The sequence below is a fragment of the Sulfurimonas sp. HSL3-7 genome, from assembly GCF_039645985.1.
Taxonomy (GTDB): domain Bacteria; phylum Campylobacterota; class Campylobacteria; order Campylobacterales; family Sulfurimonadaceae; genus Sulfonitrofixus; species Sulfonitrofixus jiaomeiensis.
This window is the reverse complement of sequence record NZ_CP147919.1, coordinates 1130621-1146519: the sequence shown is the minus strand read 5'-3', so window position 1 is coordinate 1146519 and position 15899 is coordinate 1130621. Positions and strand designations below refer to the sequence as shown.

The 15899-nt window shown below is 49.4% G+C and carries 12 protein-coding genes; 11 read left to right on the top strand and 1 reads right to left on the bottom strand.

The genetic code is table 11. The annotated features are described in order from the left end of the window. The first annotated feature begins 319 nt into the window (after positions 1 to 319). From htpG to WCY20_RS05750, 10 genes are all read left to right on the top strand, one after another. Positions 320 to 2212, top strand: coding sequence for a molecular chaperone HtpG (gene htpG, locus WCY20_RS05795; RefSeq protein ID WP_345977731.1), 1893 nt, complete (start codon positions 320 to 322; stop codon positions 2210 to 2212). Positions 2213 to 2391: 179 nt separating this feature from the next. Then, entirely contained in the window at positions 2392 to 3165 is a 774-nt protein-coding gene (locus tag WCY20_RS05790) for an Ig-like domain-containing protein (RefSeq protein ID WP_345977730.1), read from the top strand. A gap of 118 nt (positions 3166 to 3283) precedes the next feature. Further along, on the top strand, positions 3284 to 3520 hold the full coding sequence (locus WCY20_RS05785; RefSeq protein WP_345977728.1) for a DUF2798 domain-containing protein: 237 nt from the start codon (positions 3284 to 3286) through the stop codon (positions 3518 to 3520). Between the two features lie 405 nt (positions 3521 to 3925). After that, entirely contained in the window at positions 3926 to 4261 is a 336-nt protein-coding gene (locus tag WCY20_RS05780; RefSeq protein ID WP_345977726.1) for a cytochrome C, read from the top strand. Positions 4262 to 4378: 117 nt separating this feature from the next. Next, positions 4379 to 5785, top strand: a complete 1407-nt coding sequence (locus WCY20_RS05775) for a DUF3373 family protein (protein ID WP_345977725.1) — start codon at positions 4379 to 4381, stop codon at positions 5783 to 5785. 13 nt (positions 5786 to 5798) lie between these two features. After that, positions 5799 to 7238, top strand: coding sequence for an FAD/NAD(P)-binding oxidoreductase (locus WCY20_RS05770; protein WP_345977724.1), 1440 nt, complete (start codon positions 5799 to 5801; stop codon positions 7236 to 7238). Positions 7239 to 7583: 345 nt separating this feature from the next. Beyond that, positions 7584 to 8792 (top strand): NAD(P)/FAD-dependent oxidoreductase, encoded by a 1209-nt coding sequence (locus tag WCY20_RS05765; RefSeq protein ID WP_345977723.1) that lies wholly within the window; start codon positions 7584 to 7586, stop codon positions 8790 to 8792. A gap of 124 nt (positions 8793 to 8916) precedes the next feature. After that, a complete protein-coding gene (locus WCY20_RS05760) occupies positions 8917 to 10257 on the top strand; it encodes an MATE family efflux transporter (protein WP_345977722.1) in 1341 nt (446 codons plus the stop codon). Positions 10258 to 10400: 143 nt separating this feature from the next. After that, complete coding sequence (locus WCY20_RS05755) at positions 10401 to 11354, top strand: cache domain-containing protein (RefSeq protein ID WP_345977721.1); 954 nt, start codon at positions 10401 to 10403, stop codon at positions 11352 to 11354. Between the two features lie 131 nt (positions 11355 to 11485). Continuing rightward, positions 11486 to 12673, top strand: a complete 1188-nt coding sequence (locus tag WCY20_RS05750) for an MFS transporter (RefSeq protein WP_345977720.1) — start codon at positions 11486 to 11488, stop codon at positions 12671 to 12673. 108 nt (positions 12674 to 12781) lie between these two features. Here the strand turns inward: WCY20_RS05750 and WCY20_RS05745 are convergent, their stop codons facing one another. After that, positions 12782 to 13501 (bottom strand): ATP-binding protein, encoded by a 720-nt coding sequence (locus WCY20_RS05745; protein WP_345977718.1) that lies wholly within the window; start codon positions 13499 to 13501, stop codon positions 12782 to 12784. Between the two features lie 264 nt (positions 13502 to 13765). Between WCY20_RS05745 and WCY20_RS05740 the strand changes: the two genes are divergently transcribed. Continuing rightward, positions 13766 to 15862: a Tex family protein gene (locus WCY20_RS05740; protein WP_345977717.1), complete on the top strand. Its 2097-nt coding sequence runs from the start codon at positions 13766 to 13768 to the stop codon at positions 15860 to 15862. Positions 15863 to 15899 lie beyond the last annotated feature (37 nt).

Here is a 15899-nt window from a genome sequence, read left to right as displayed (position 1 = left end):
ATAGTTATGTGGAGTATTGCTTTTGTCAGAGCTGTTAAGCCCGACATTTCTTCCACAAAATACCTGGGCCATGGAATGATTATAACAGATTAAGCGAAGCAAATGCTTTTTCTACCTGCTTAAAAATTCATCTGCTAAATGTCCTCTGTTCTCTATATCAGCAACAGATCCAACATCTCTTTTACACCATAGAGATATTAACAATAAAAACAGTTTAGTCATACAGGCTAAAGAAAGATGATACTTCTTGCATTATTGTTTTAAATTTGTTAAAATCCCGGCCTAACATAATTCACATCTATATCTATTGGAGAAAAACATGGCAAAACATCAATTTCAGACGGAAGTCAATCAACTCTTACAACTTATGATACACTCCCTCTACTCCAACAAAGAGATCTTTTTGCGCGAACTCGTCTCCAACGCGTCGGACGCGATGGACAAACTCAACATGCTGGTCCTTACCAACGAAAACTACAAAGGCCTTGCATTCAACCCGCGTATCGACATCAAGCTCAATAAAGAGACCAAGACCCTGACCATCAATGACAGCGGTATCGGTATGAATGATGAGGACCTTGTCGCCAACCTCGGTACCATCGCCAAGTCGGGTACGAAAGCCTTCCTTGAAAACCTTTCGGGCGACCAGAAGAAAGATTCGCAGCTTATCGGCCAGTTCGGTGTCGGTTTCTACGCGGCGTTCATGGTCGCGGACAAGGTAGAGGTTACCTCCAAAAAAGCGGGCGAAGAGAAGGCTTACAAATGGATCTCTGCCGGTGACGGCGAGTACGAGATCGAAGCAGCGGAGAAAGAGAGCTACGGTACGTCGATCGTCATGCACCTCAAAGATGATGAAGATGAGTTCCTCGAGCCGCACCGTATCGAGAGCATCATCGAGAAATATTCGAACCATATTCCGTTCCCTATTTTCATGGACAAAGAACACTTCGTTCCTGCAGAAAAAGATGACGAAGGCAACGAGACAAAACCGTCATCGACCGAGATCAAGAATGAGCAGGTCAACAAGGCGTCGGCACTCTGGACCATTGCCAAATCCGAGCTTAATGACGACGACTACAAAGACTTCTATTCAAGCATCGCCCACGACTCTGCCGAACCGCTTATGTGGATGCACAACAAGGCCGAAGGCGCCCTCGAGTACACGACCCTCTTCTATGTGCCGTCAAAAGCGCCGATGGACATGTACCGCGTCGACTACCAGGCGGGCATCAAGCTCTACATCAACCGCGTTTTCATCACCGATGACGAAAAAGAGCTTATGCCGACCTACCTCCGCTTCCTTCGCGGGGTGATCGACTCCAAAGACCTTCCGCTCAACGTCAGCCGTGAGATCCTGCAGTCCAACCCGGTCATGAGCAAGATCAAAAACGCTTCGGTCAAGAAGGTGCTCTCCGAGTTTGCCAAGATGATGAAAAAAGATGCCGACAAGTACAATGATTTCTACGCGCAGTTCGGCAATGTACTGAAAGAGGGGCTCTATTCCGACTTCGGCAATCGCGAGAAGATCCTTGAGCTACTGCAGTTCAACACCCTCAACTCCGACGAGAAGACAACGATCGCCGAGTTCGTCAAAAACGTCAACGAAGAGAAGAAAGAGATCTACTACATCACCGGCAAGATGGCACTCAACATGCTCAAGAACTCACCGTCTCTTGAGCGCTTCAAAGCCAAAGGTCTTGACGTCCTTGTGATGAACGAAGAGATCGACACCATCGTCTTCCCGATGGTCAGCGAGTACAAAGAGTACAAGTTCGTCAACGTCACGGACGCCAAGTTCGAAGAGTCTGAAGAGGATAAGAAGAAAGAAGAGGAGCTCTCTAAAGAGTATGAAGGACTCATCGGCGAGTTCAAGACAAGCCTCGGCGACAGCGTCAAGGAGATCGAGGTGACAACGGAGCTGACAGAGTCTCCGGTCGCGCTCAAGATCGACAAAGAGGACCCGAGCTATATGATGGCGCAGATGATGCAGCAGATGGGCCAGGCCGGTGAAATGCCGCCGATCAAACCGATCCTGCAGATCAACCCTAACCACGAGCTGCTTGCGAAGCTGAAAGATTCGGCCGACCAGAATCTTATCAACGATGCGGCGCACGTCCTGTTCGATCAGGCCAAGCTTTTCGACGGTATGGAGCTCGACGACACTGCCGACTTCATCGCCCGCATGAACCGTATTATGAGCAAAGCGCTATAACAACTCCCATCCATGCACCCGCATGGGTGCGTCATATCACGAAAACTCCCTTGCAGCGCTTCTAATACATAATAATTAGTATCTATATTGTCCATCTATGTTTTAAATGTTATATTAGTACGAAAGATAGTAATAATAACGGCTATCTCCCTTTGAATTTATGCGAAGAAAAAGTAGCTATGTTTGGAAAATCATTTCAAATCTTTTTGTTTATTATCGTATCCATCATATTTACTTCGTGTTCGGACACTTCCGATGGCGATGGCGCATATGTGTACAATCCTGCATGGGTAACGATCACCGTTCCCTCAACAAATCCCTATACTCTTGATAAAGAGCTTGTGCATCTAACGGGAGGAGCCTTCATCAGTGACGGTTGGTCCCGATGTTGCAGCGGTTCTCCATCGGACACAGGTGTGACAGTCACATGGCGCAACGCAACAACCGGCGCAAGCGCACAGGCTACGCAATATGTACAATATGGCTCATTTCTAGGAACGCCTTATATTAAAAGCCATTCATGGGCTGCTGACATTCCTCTTGTTATGGGGAGTAACAGTATCAGCGTTACCGCGTATGATCCAGAGTACAGTGATACAGCCAATATAACGGTGATACGTGAAGCAGATACCACCCCGCCATATGTCATCTATATACGACCGAATGATCAAAGTACCGGCATATCCGTAAGTCCATATATCAGTGCAAGTTTTAACGAAAACCTTAATTGCGACTCGGTCCAAGCCGATACCCTGACAGTGCAAGACGAGTTCGGTGTGTTCGCTACCGGAACATTGTCCTGTTCTAACCAAGTACTCAGTTTTGATCTTTTGCAAGAGTTGGCATTTGATACCCTGTATACAGTGACAATAAAAGCAGGTATCAAGGACCTTGTCGACCTGAACATGAGTGATGATTATCAATGGAGTTTTACAACCAGTACACCTTACTGATCTGTAATTAGATGGAGTAAGTCATGAACCGATAGCGCAAAGTCTGCTTTCTTTGCCCTTTTGATTGATATAAGCCGTTGACAGTATAATGCGCAAAATATTGCATCAAAGGTAGACCGTGATCCCTAAACGCCTCGAACCCCTGCTCTTCGCTTTTCTGATGTCGCTTTTCATGTCCTTTTTTATGTCTTTCGTCATCACCTTCATCAATCTCGGACTCATCGACGGCTTCGTCACTAAATGGCTCGGTGCCTTCTGGAAAGCCTTTATGATCGCCTTTCCGACGATCTTTGTCGTCGTACCGATGGTGCGAAAACTGGTGCAGGGCCTGATTGCCCAGGATATCCGTTCATAAATAGCCGTTTTCTGCATCTTCGCATTAATTTCCAAACACCAGTGTGTTACTATAAGTAACGCATAAGCGTCTCATTCTCTATTCCTGTTAAAAACCATCTGAATTCTATCGAAGAGAATTTACTTATTGACTGCCCTCCATATAGTGTGTAAATTTCAACCGGAACACTTTAAGCAGAAGTGAAAAAATGCCGAAACCATCCCATAGTTACGCAGTTCCATGCATTTTATTTCTCAACTTATCAATATATTTTTTATTTATACCATCTGAAGATAGAGAAATAATATTTAATTATTTTGACGAAAAAAATAATAATATAACAATTAATTATCTAATTATTAATTTAAAGTTATTATTAATTTTTACTCAGTTAGACTTTGCAAATTTCATAAAAAAGGATAATACATGAAATCATTTACAAAAGTTGCGATGACCGCTCTTATCGGGTTAGGTGTTTTAAGTACAAATGTTTATGCAGATGCAGCCAAAGGTCAAAAAATTTATCAGAAAAAACTTAAAGAAGTATGCGGTAAAACAGGTGCTGTTTTTGCTGCTTCCCATACACAGATGGAGTGGGAAACTGCAAAAGATGAGGGAAAACTGGTAGAGATGATGGAAGCGGAGTGTCCGGCGGGTAAAGACTTTTTCGAAAGTAAAAAATTTGAAACCAAATATAAAAGTCATCTATATGACTTCGTTCACGACTTCGCAAGCGACAGCGGTAATATCCCTTCTTGCTAATTTAAAGGGGTGAGCTCTCACCCCGTAACCCATACTTTAATCATACATTTTTAATACAGCTGTATATGCAGGATTAATCTGCAGCTGTATTAGAAATCGACATCTAAGGAATTATAAATGACCAAAAAAATAACACTGCTTTCCAGTCTGGCAAGTCTGGCGGTATTATCAACTTCGCTTACAGCGGCAGAGAGTGACCTTCAGGCACAGATCGATGCACTCAATGCAAAAATTGAGAAGATGGAGAAGGTGAACAGCTACCAGAACAAGCAGATCTCAAAAGTCAATCAACAGAGTGCCAACGACAACATCAAGTGGACGATCGATTACCGCGCCGCATATGACAATCTCAACTACAAATATTTGGATGATGCCAAAAAAGGCGATGGCACTGATGACACGGCCAACGCCGGTGAAACATATACCAATCCCGCATTGTTGACCAGCCGTCTCTGGCTCGGTATGGCGGCTTCGCCGTTTGAAGGCCTGACCTTCCGCGGCCAGCTGGCCGTCTACGGCTACTGGGGAGCAGAAAACACGAATGAAACTTCGGACAAATCGTGGCGCGGAAGCTCCCGTCCGCATGACTGGACGGTGCGTCTCAGAGAAGGTAACTTCGTCTACAAATTCGGAAACGACTGGGCCGTACCGATGGCGGCAAGCGTCGGCCGCCGCCCTGCTTCAATGGGCTTTCTGGCCAACCACCGCGACGGCGATGCCAGACCGAACTCGCCGCTGGCGCACATCACCAACATGGAGGTCGATGCGGCGATGGTGATGTTCGACTTTGCGGAGGCCCTCCTTCCGGGCTCCTACCTCAAGGTCGTCTACGGCCGTGCGCATGATCCGGTGGCAGTCGGTTCGACAACACCGTACATCGATCCTGAATTAGCTGACAGTTATGACGGTCCGGTCGACTTCCTTGTTTTACCGATGTCGATCTACAACGACGGACAAAGCAATTTGATGGCACAGTACGCGATGATCTTCAACTCGAAAGGGACACGTATCTCTGACGGAAAAATCAAATCTGCAGCCGGAACGACCCATATGGGAGCCCTCTCCTACCAGCTTGACGGTCTCAACGAAGATATCGACTTTCTTGATTCATCGACCCTCTTTGCCAGTGCCGCGGCGACGATGACGGACCCTGACAGCGGCTACGAGATGCTCGGTTCGACGGAGAGCGAAACCGGTTACAGCTTCTGGGCCGGCTTCCTTTTCCCTGACATGATGACCGACGGCGGCCGTTTCGGTGTAGAGTACAACTGGGGAAGCAAGTACTGGACACCGATGACCTGGGCTGAAGATACGGTGATCGGTTCCAAAATCGCGACACGCGGAAGCGCCTATGAGGGGTACTGGAATATCCCTATCGAAGGCAAGAACCTGAGTGCGCAGCTGCGATACACCTACATCGATTACGACTACCGCGCCAACACGACCTGCTACTGGGATGACCCTGCAGACAAAAACCTCGATTCTGCACAGGATATCCGCCTGTACGTTCGTTACCAGTATTAAGAAGGAGAAACATTTGAAAGAAAAGAAAACATTGTTGAACATCCTGGAGCAGGAGACGCCCAAGATGTCACGCCGTGACGCATTAAAATTCATGGGGATCTCCCCGATCGCAGCCGGCGTTATCGCACAGGGAACTTCAGGCTCCATCACCGAAGCGAAAGCTTCCAGTGCCAAAGGTAAGATCGTCATCGTCGGCGGCGGTGCCGGTGCCATCATGGCTGCAGCTCGCCTTAACCGCGCCCTTTCAGACCCGGACATCACGATCATTGCACCTAATGAGGTCCACCTCTACCAGCCGGGGCAGGTCTTTATGGCAGCCGGTGAATACACTTTTGACGACATCGCCAAAAACAATGCGGACCTGATTCCTGACGGCGTAACATGGATCAAAGATGCCGTAGAGACTTTTGATCCGGACAATAACAGGGTGGTCATACGCAGCGGAGAGGCAATCGCCTACGACTACCTCGTCGTCGCGACCGGGCTGCAGTATCACTATGAGTGGATCGAAGGACTGAGCATCGACGATATCGGCAAGAACGGCATTTCCAGTGTCTACCTGAATGACCCGGAAAAAGGGACCGCAGACGGCGGAAGCATCACCCACCAGTGGTTCAAGGACGTACATGCGGCTGCCAAAGAGGGCAACCCGCGTGTCATCTGTACCCAGCCGGCTACTGCCATCAAATGTGGCGGTGCACCGCAGAAGATCCTCTACCTGAGCGATGACTACCTCAAACGCGACGGTCTGAGTGCCGATTTTGTCTTTGCCACCAACAGCGGAAGCCTTTTTGGTGTACCTGAGGTCAACGAGACGCTTGTCAACGAGGTGCAGCCGCGCTACGGCAACATCACCAACAAGTTCAAGCATAACCTGGTCGCTATCGACACCGAGAAAAAAGTCGCGACTTTCGAGCACAAATACCAGATTCAGGGCGAATATGACGAGGATCTCGAAGAGTACGATATGATCGATAAAGAGGAGAAAGTCCAACTCGAATATGACTTTATCCACATCGTACCGCCGATGAGCGCACCTGATGCCGTCGTCAATTCACCGCTGGGCTGGCAGAAAGGCTCAGGAAAAGGGTGGCTTGAAGTCGACAGAGAGACCCTTCAGCACCGTCGCTACAAAAACGTCTTCGGTATCGGCGATGTTCTCGGTGTTCCAAAAGGCAAGACCGGCGGTTCGGCACGCCATCACGCCCCTGTAATGGTTGGCAACCTGATTGCCGAAATGGAGCATAAAGAGCTGAAAGAGAAGTTCGACGGCTATACGGTCTGCCCGCTTAAAACACAGTACGGCAAGATCATCCTTGCCGAGTTCGACTATAACGGAGCCGCACCTTCATTCCCTCTCGCTGTCGGCGAACAGCGCTGGATCTGGTGGGCATTCGACCTCTACATGCTCAAACCGATGTACTGGTACCTGATGATGCGGGGGCTAATGTAAGCGTTGCATCAACGCCTGTGATTCATAGCATTTCGAATCTCTGCTCTTCGTTTTTAATTCTCTATGTTTTACAAAGGTTGTCTCATCGTCGATTAAGACGATCAGACAGCTAAAAAACCCTTTTTCTTGCTCAGTTGCTTGACCAGCAGCAGTATTTCATCGACTTCATCAGCCGTTTCAGAAATATACCGAACTTAAAACGATCCTCGCTCATAATCACGATGAACAGAAAGAGTATGCCGTGACAGGGCCTGAGTAGATCTGCCGCACATTTTCTTGGCGCTAAAAGAAGTTCTAATACTGCTTTCGTCATAATCGGGCAAATTCTTTTCAAAGTCAGTACATATGAAAAAAATCATCGTCATCGGAGGCGGCTACGGCGGTCTTCGCGCAGTTGAGCGTCTTGCCGGTATCGACGGCCTGCATATCACACTGGTCGACAGACACCCCTACCATTACCTGCAGACCGAAGCCTACGGCTATATCGCCGGACGGTTTGATCTGCACGACGTCGCCATCGATCTCAAAAACTGGTGTTTCGGCTTCAAAAATGGCGTAGAGTTTATCCATGACGAAGTGACTTTGGTCGACTTTGAAAATAGAACCGTCCACCTTTCGGACAAAAAACTGTCTTACGACTACGTCATCATGGCCATCGGTGCGGAGACGAACTTCTTCTCCTTTATCAAAGGGCTGAGAGAGTACAGCCACGGGGTCAAGAAACTGCAACGTGCCTTTGATTTTCGCAGCTCGTTTGAAAAGCTTCTCTACACCAAGGTCGAACATCCGCTGGATGAAGCCAAAGGCGAACTCAACATCGCCGTCGGCGGAGCGGGACTCAGCGGTGTCGAGATCGCTGCCGAAATGGCCGACGTCATCAAAAAACACACCAAAAGCATCGGCGAATCGACCCGGGACATTAGGATACACCTCATCGACGCCGCCGCCACTATTTTGCCGGGGATGAGCGACTACATCGTCACCCGGACACAGGAACGTCTCGAAGAGCTCGGCATTATCATCAGGACCAACGCCTTCATCGAAAGCGTTGACAAAACAACCATCCGTTTCAAAGACGGTCAGAGCCTTGAGTACTTCTTTATGATCTTCACCGGGGGTATCAAAGTCCCCTCCTTCGCCCTCTCGAAAGAGGTTGAAAAAAACGGCCTCAACCAGTTCCTCGTCGATGCCTTCATGCGCATTCCCGGCGAAACAAATGTCTTCGCCGTCGGTGACTGCGTCGAAATCCGCGACGCAAAAGGCAACATCCTGCCGCCGACGGCCCAGACGGCGGAACGCAGCGCCGAATATGTTGCTAACGCCATCAAAGAAGAGCTGCAGCACCGGGAACTCAAACCGTTCCATGCCTCCATTGACGGTGTATTCGTCGCATTGGGCGGCGAGTACGCCGTAGGAGAGATGTTCAACATCATCAAGGTCAAAGGCTACAGCGCTTACCTGCTTAAAAAGCTGATCACCTACACCTATTATCTTGGGCTCAAACTGCGACTCAATACCGGCTTTAAAAAACGGACAAAACCTTTCGAAGATTGATATCAAAATCAGCAACGGCCGCCTAAAATAAAGCGAGGAACCTTCTTTTTGGCAGTGTGTTTTCGCAAAGGTTCAATCTGTTATGCTCTAAGATAAAAAGTGTCGACAGGCAAGAGGAAGATCAATGCAACTCGATCTGACACGGGGCAATATCAAAGATCATATGAAGACTTTGGCCATTCCGGCAACTATCGGTTTTCTCTTTCACACCCTTTACAATGTCACCGACACCTACTTTGCCGGGCAGGTCTCGACGCAGGCGCTCGCGGCCCTTTCGCTCTCTTTCCCGGTTTTTTTCATGGTCATCGCAGTAGCCGGCGGGATGAGCGAAGCATTGACGGCGCTTGTCGGCAATGCCCTCGGCGAGAACGAGAAGGAGAAAGCGGCCCATTATGCCAAGAACGGCCTGCTTTTCGGACTGCTGCTCTCCCTTCTGCTGACCGCCGTCGGTGTGTTTAGCGTCCCCTTTCTGATGCAGCAGCTGGGCGCGGAGGGCAGCTACCTGGAGCAGGCTGTCGGGTATACGTCCACGATCGTGATGGGGACGCTGCTCTTTGTCGGGACCTTTTTCGCCAATGCCCTGCTCAACTCGGTTGGCGATATGGTCTCGTTTAGAAACATTCTGATCGTCTCTTTCTTTTTGAATATCGGCCTGGATTATTACTTTGTCGCATCGGGATTTGGCGTTGTCGGCATTGCCTATGCCACACTTGTCACAGAAACACTGAGCATGCTCTACCTGCTATACCGCTTGCAACGTACGACCCTGTTGCACTGCCTTCGCCGTTTCAGGCTCGACCTTCCTCTTTTCTGGCACATCACGACGCAGGGTATTCCGCCGAGTGCCAACATGGTCTTCATGGCGATAGGTGTCTATATCATCACCTACTACGCCTCCCCTTACGGCGAAAGCGTCGTGGCCGCACTGGGTATCGGCATGCGTATCGAGCAGATGGCCCTGATGCCTGCCGTCGGCATCAACATGGCGGTACTCGCCATTGTCTCGCAGAACAGCGGCGCCAGACGTTATGAACGTGCCGAAGAGGCCGTAAAGGTGGGACTGATCAACGGAGCCTATATTGCCATCATCAGTGCCTTCGCACTTATTTTCGGCGGTTCATACTTCATCGGACTCTTCTCTTCCGATGCCGAAGTCATCGCGCAGGGGGTGATCTATCTCTATGTCGAGGCGGCACTGGTCTTCCCCTTTGTCGTGATCTTTATCTATGTGGCCCTGCTGCAGGCGATAAAACGGCCGAAATTCATCTTCTACCTTGCCCTCGCCCGCCAGATCATCCTGCCCCTGCTGCTGCTTGAAATCGTTTCTTACTATATCCGGATGCCGCTTGCCGTCTGGATCGTAGTCGGCCTTATCGTTTCCTTCTCTGCACTTGTCATATGGTGGTATGGACGAAGGGAGCTCGCCTTGCTGAAAAAGCAGAATGAAACAGGCACACATGGATGACATTCAACGCAGCGAACGTCCTCTGAAGTATAGACGTAAAGCTTAGGCTCTCCTCTTTTTATCTTGCACGTTTTTACACAAAATTTACACTAATTAAATAGACTACCGGCACACATCTGAAACGCCAAAGGAAAATGTAGATTATGAAAAAAACATCTATACTCTTCACCGTATCTCTCTCGCTGTTATTGATCTTTGCTGTATCTATGGGTTTTTACTTAAGTAACGCCCTGACACATGCAGAAGAGAAGACCTACGGTGAACTTGCAGAGAAGTTGATCCAGGATCTAAACAGTGAAGAACATCTGATAGAAAACATCGGCATCACCAATGCTATTTATATTGCCGACAACGCCAGGATCGCAAAAGCACTCATTGAAAACAACCGGGCTATTGCTATCAAAGAGCTGCAGGTGATCTTTAACAACTTTAAAAAGAGCACTAAAATAAAGAACCTGAAAGTCCACATCCATACGGCTGATCTGAAATCGTTTGTAAGAAGCTGGAAACTCGATAAATTCGGCGATGATCTCAGCGGGTTCAGAAAGACGATCGTAAAAGTCAAAGAGACCCGTCAACCTGTTTTCGATTTCGAAGTAGGCCGGATGGGGCTGACGCTGCGCTCTATTGTTCCTGTGATACAGGGTGACGACTATCTCGGGTCACTGGAGTTTATACAGAATTTTGACAATGTCGCGAAACAGTTTGCAAAAAAGAGCAACGATCACCTTCTGCTGATGAACGATTCGCTTATTTTTATCGCAACCGACCTGAAAGATGCACCAAGCGTCGATCACTATAAACTCGGCTCAAAACAATATGATGACGATTTTCTCAAAGCGGCACAATCCCTGGACCTGGACAAGCTGCAGCAGAAACGCTTCATCTTCACCGATCAATACCTCTATACCTACAAAACGATCAAAGACGTGAACGACAACAATGTCGGGATGCACCTAATGGGAATGTCAGGGCAACAGGTACAAGCTGCTGTCGACGAAGCAAAAAGTTCAACGCTGACGATGATCATCGTCACCGTCTCATCCCTGCTTCTGCTTCTGCTGCTAATGTTCTTCTTTTTCAAGAGCCGATGCTGAAGAACTGTTTGGTAGCACTGCCTATATTTTTTAGCATCTTTTTTCTGCCAATGAGCTAAGATACTACACATAGTAGTTATCTGCAAGAGCTGTGATTCAGAAACAGACTCTTCATTTTAAGCAGGAAGAAGATGAAAACCATCGACAAGAACATCATCTGGCTCGGATGGGTCAGTTTTTTTACCGATATGGCATCTTCTATGATCACCACGCTGCTGCCGATCTTTGTCGTCTATGTCCTGCACGAGGGGGTGGACAAGCTGGGAATCGTCATCGCAGTCGCTACCTTCATCTCCTACGCATTCCGTATCCTGTTCGGGTATTTAAGCGACCGTTTAGGCATCATCAAACCTTTCCTCGTTGCCGGCTATCTTATCTCGGCTGTCGCCAAACCCCTGCTTGCCTTTTCGTCAACCTACGCAAGCGTCGCCCTGCTCCGGGGACTTGAACGGATGGGCAAAGCGGTGCGCAGCGCCCCGAAAGACGTACTGATCAGCGCCTACAGCCGAAAGAACGCCTCGGGAAAGACCTTCGGTTTTCACAAGATGATGGATATCTCGGGCGAACTCGTCGGCGCACTGCTTATTTTGATGTTCTTCATGCTGATGCAAAAAGATGAAGCCTTTATCCGAACTCTCTTTGCCTGGACCCTGATACCGGGCCTCATTGCGGCAGTGATCATACTTTTCTTCGTCAAAGATATGCCGCTCAAGGTGAAAAAAAAAGAGGTGTACGACCCTTCCGACCGTAAACTCTTCACTCTGCTGGGCATCTACTTTTTATTTCTCTTGTTTCTTTTCAGTGACCAGTATCTCATCCTGAAAGCCAAAGATGAAGGCTTTACGCTGGCACAGATCCCCCTCTTTGTCATCGTGTTTGCACTGACCCAGTCCCTGACGAGCTACTACAGCGGTGTGCTGATCGACAGAAGGGGAAGCGGCCTGATGCTGCTGCTCTCCTTTCTCTTCGGGATCGCATCTATGGTCGCTTTGGCACTGGACTTTTTATGGCTCTCTTTCATCATGCTGGGGCTCTTCACCGTCATATCGCTCAACGCGATGCGGGCCTATATCTCGCAGGAAGCCCAAAGCAAAGGGGCGGTATTCGGTATCTTTTACGGAGGTGTCGCCATCTTTGCTTCACTGGGGGCCCTGCTTATCGGTTACATCTGGGAGCATTTCGGGTTTGAAAGCGCCGTGCGTCTCTCTATCGGCGGCCTGACACTTTTGACCCTGCTGCTTTTTTTGCATTTACAGCGGCAAAGAAAACTCGTTGTGCCTGAACATTCTGCAAGTCAGCAGGGGAAAGAAGATTTTTGAGAGCTGTCAAACAGCATATTTATGCGATCTGCAGAAAGAAGTGACCGCCTTGAAGATGTATCAGGAGGGAAGACGCCGAAATCAAAGCAGACGTATCGGTACCGACTCCTAGTGGTCGATCATGACGGTATCGCCCTTGATATCGTTGAAGAGAAGGGTTCGTCTGTCCTGGCGGTACTGGTAATAGAAAGTGTGCGGCGGAAGCGTTTTGAGCTCCGTGTTGTAATAGTTCGCATTGGAACATTTTCCGAGGTAGAGAAAAGAGAAAAGCAGTTTGATCTTGTAGTCTTCAAAGATCTCATGCGGCTGCGTCAGAAAGGTCAATCCGAATTTCTTGAGGTTGACCAGAGAGAGGATATAAAACATGAAGTCCTCGAATTTCGTATAAAAGGCATTCAGCATTGAGATCTCGTGGAAAAAATAGTAGTAGTTCTCAAGAAGCTCAGGTGTCTGGATCGTACGCGAAAGACGGCTTTTGATGTCGCGTCTGTTGGAAAAATAGCTCGAGTTGACGGCCATATAGATGTTTTCGCGTCTTGCAATCGCCTCTTGCAGTTCGGCATCAAACGCGTCGCTCTCTTCAAAGCGCATGTAGTAAAAACGGTTGCTCTCTTTAAAACGGGATTCTACCGCATCGACATCGGGATCTGAAAAGTCAAGATAAAGCGTCGGTATACCGTTATCCATAACGTATTCGCGGATCTTGTTGGAAAGATGCGTTTTGCCTGAACCCTCTTCGGCCAGAATCAGCGTATTTTGTGTCAACATCCGTTCTACAAGTTCAAGGTTCGCGATACTGTTTTTTAATTTTCCGATTTTTTGTCTCATGAATCATCCATTCAGCATAAAATATTTACCGGTATTATAGCCTATCTCCCGCCCATGTTTGAATAGTATATCACCATTGGCAATTGAGGCAGTTCGACAAGATACATACCGGTCCGGCGTATTTTTTCAGCGATCTTTCTCGTTCCTATCGTATCAAGACGTGTAAGAAACTTTCTCACTTTCTTCGTCCCCGGAGAAACGAGGGAAATGGGGTACAATTCGTAAACAAAACTGCAAAAACAGACTATTTTAAAAAGACACAGCATGAATCCTTTAGAAACGATACTCGTTAAAAAGACAGGGCTCAAGAAAGAGCATATCCGCAACATTCTTAAACTCCTTGACGAGGGGGCCACGATCCCTTTCATCGCCCGATACCGCAAAGAGATGACCGGCAGCGCGAGCGACGAGGTACTGCGCGAGTTTGAGGGCATTTACCTCGGTGCCAAAAAGCTGCTTGAGCGCAAGGCCGAGGTGGCACGGCTCATTGAAGAGCGGGGTGTCTTGAGTGTCGCGATCAAACAGAGCATCGACGATGCGCAAAAACTGAGGGTGCTCGAGGATATCTACCGCCCGTACAAAGAGAAAAAGAGCTCGCGCGCCGCCACCGCCATAGAGAACGGTTTGACGCCGCTTGCCGACACCCTTGCCTCCGCCAGGCTGACGCTCGGTGAATTCCGCTCAAAAGCAAGCGCTTTTGTCAAAGGGAAGATCGGCTCCGTCGACGAGGCCGTAAAAGGGGCGCAGGATATTCTGGCCGAACGCTATGCCGAACAGCCGCGCGAGCGCGAAACGATCCGCTCCTCGATGATGCGGTTTGGCATTCTCGAGGTGAAAAAGACAAAGAACCTTAACGAAAAAGGGGTCTACGCGAACTTCGCCGATCACGCCGAAAAGGTCGCCTATGTGCCGTCTCACCGCTACCTCGCACTCATGAGGGGCGTCAAGGAGAAAGAGCTCTCCGTCAAGATAACCCTCGATCTCGAGCGCATCGAAGCGAACATCCGAAAATTCAAGATCCCCCGAAACGCCGCCAGTTCCAAAGAGCTGCTTTTCGAGGCCTACCGTGACGGCCTGAAACGTCTTCTGCTCCCCTCCCTCGAGAGAGAGGTCCACGCCGAACTCAAAGAGCGCTCGGACGCTGCCGCCATCGGCGTCTTCGGCAAAAACCTCAACCAGCTCCTCATGACGCCGCCCGTGACCAAACGGATCATCCTCGGCGTCGATCCCGCCTTCAGGTCGGGGTGCAAACTTGCCGTCATCGACGAGAACGGCAGCTATCTCGAGTCGGCGGTGATCTACCCGACAGCACCGCAAAACGACTACAAGAGTGCCGCGGCAAAGGTTTTGGCCCTCTCTAAAAAGTACCGTATCACAGCCGTGGCCATCGGCAACGGTACCGCCTCCAGAGAGACGCAGGAGTTTTTTTCCCGCCTCAACAAAGAGGAAAATGCCGGGCTGAACTACACCGTTGTCTCCGAAGCGGGGGCATCGGTCTACTCCGCCTCCAAGATCGCCGCGGAGGAGTACCCCGACCTCGATGTTACCATCAGGGGAGCGATCTCTATCGCGCAGCGGCTGCGCGACCCGATGGCCGCCCTGGTCAAGATCGACCCCCGATCGCTTGGCATCGGTCAGTACCAGCATGACGTCGACCAGAAGCTGCTGGAGAAGAAGCTCACCGATGTTACCCAGGACCTTGTCAACCGTGTCGGCGTCGACATCAACTCCGCCTCCGTTTCCCTGCTCTCCTACGTGGCCGGCATCGGCGCTAAAGTGGCACAGAATATTCTTGACTATAAAGCCGAGAACGGCAACTTTACGACGAAAGCGGAGCTGCTGAAGGTCAAAGGGCTGGGAAAGAAGGGCTATGAGCAGGCCGCAGGTTTTGTCCGCATCAAAGAGGGGAAAAGCCCCTTTGACAACAGCGGCATCCATCCCGAGAGCTATGCGATCGCCAAAGAGCTTAAAGGGGTTGATCTCGCCAAAATAGATCTCGATGCGGCAGCGCAAGAGCTTAATGTCGGCAAGGAGACGCTCAGAGACATCGTCAAAGAGCTTCAGAAACCCGGATTTGACCCCAGGGAGGAGCTGCCGCCTATCCCGTTCAAAGAGGGCATCACCGACATCAAAATGCTGAATGAGGGCAGCATTGTCTCCGGAGTCGTGCGCAACATCGCCGATTTCGGCGCCTTTGTCGACATCGGGCTTAAAAACGACGGCATGATCCACATCTCCAAGATGAGCGAAAAACGCATTTCCCACCCGCTCGAAGTCCTCGCCGTCAACCAGTTCCTGCCGCACATCACCGTGGTCTCCGTCGACCAGGAAAAAGGCAAGGTGGGGTTGAGTCTGGTATAACCGGCGGGCCTTAGCAGAAGAGAGGCACACGTCCTCT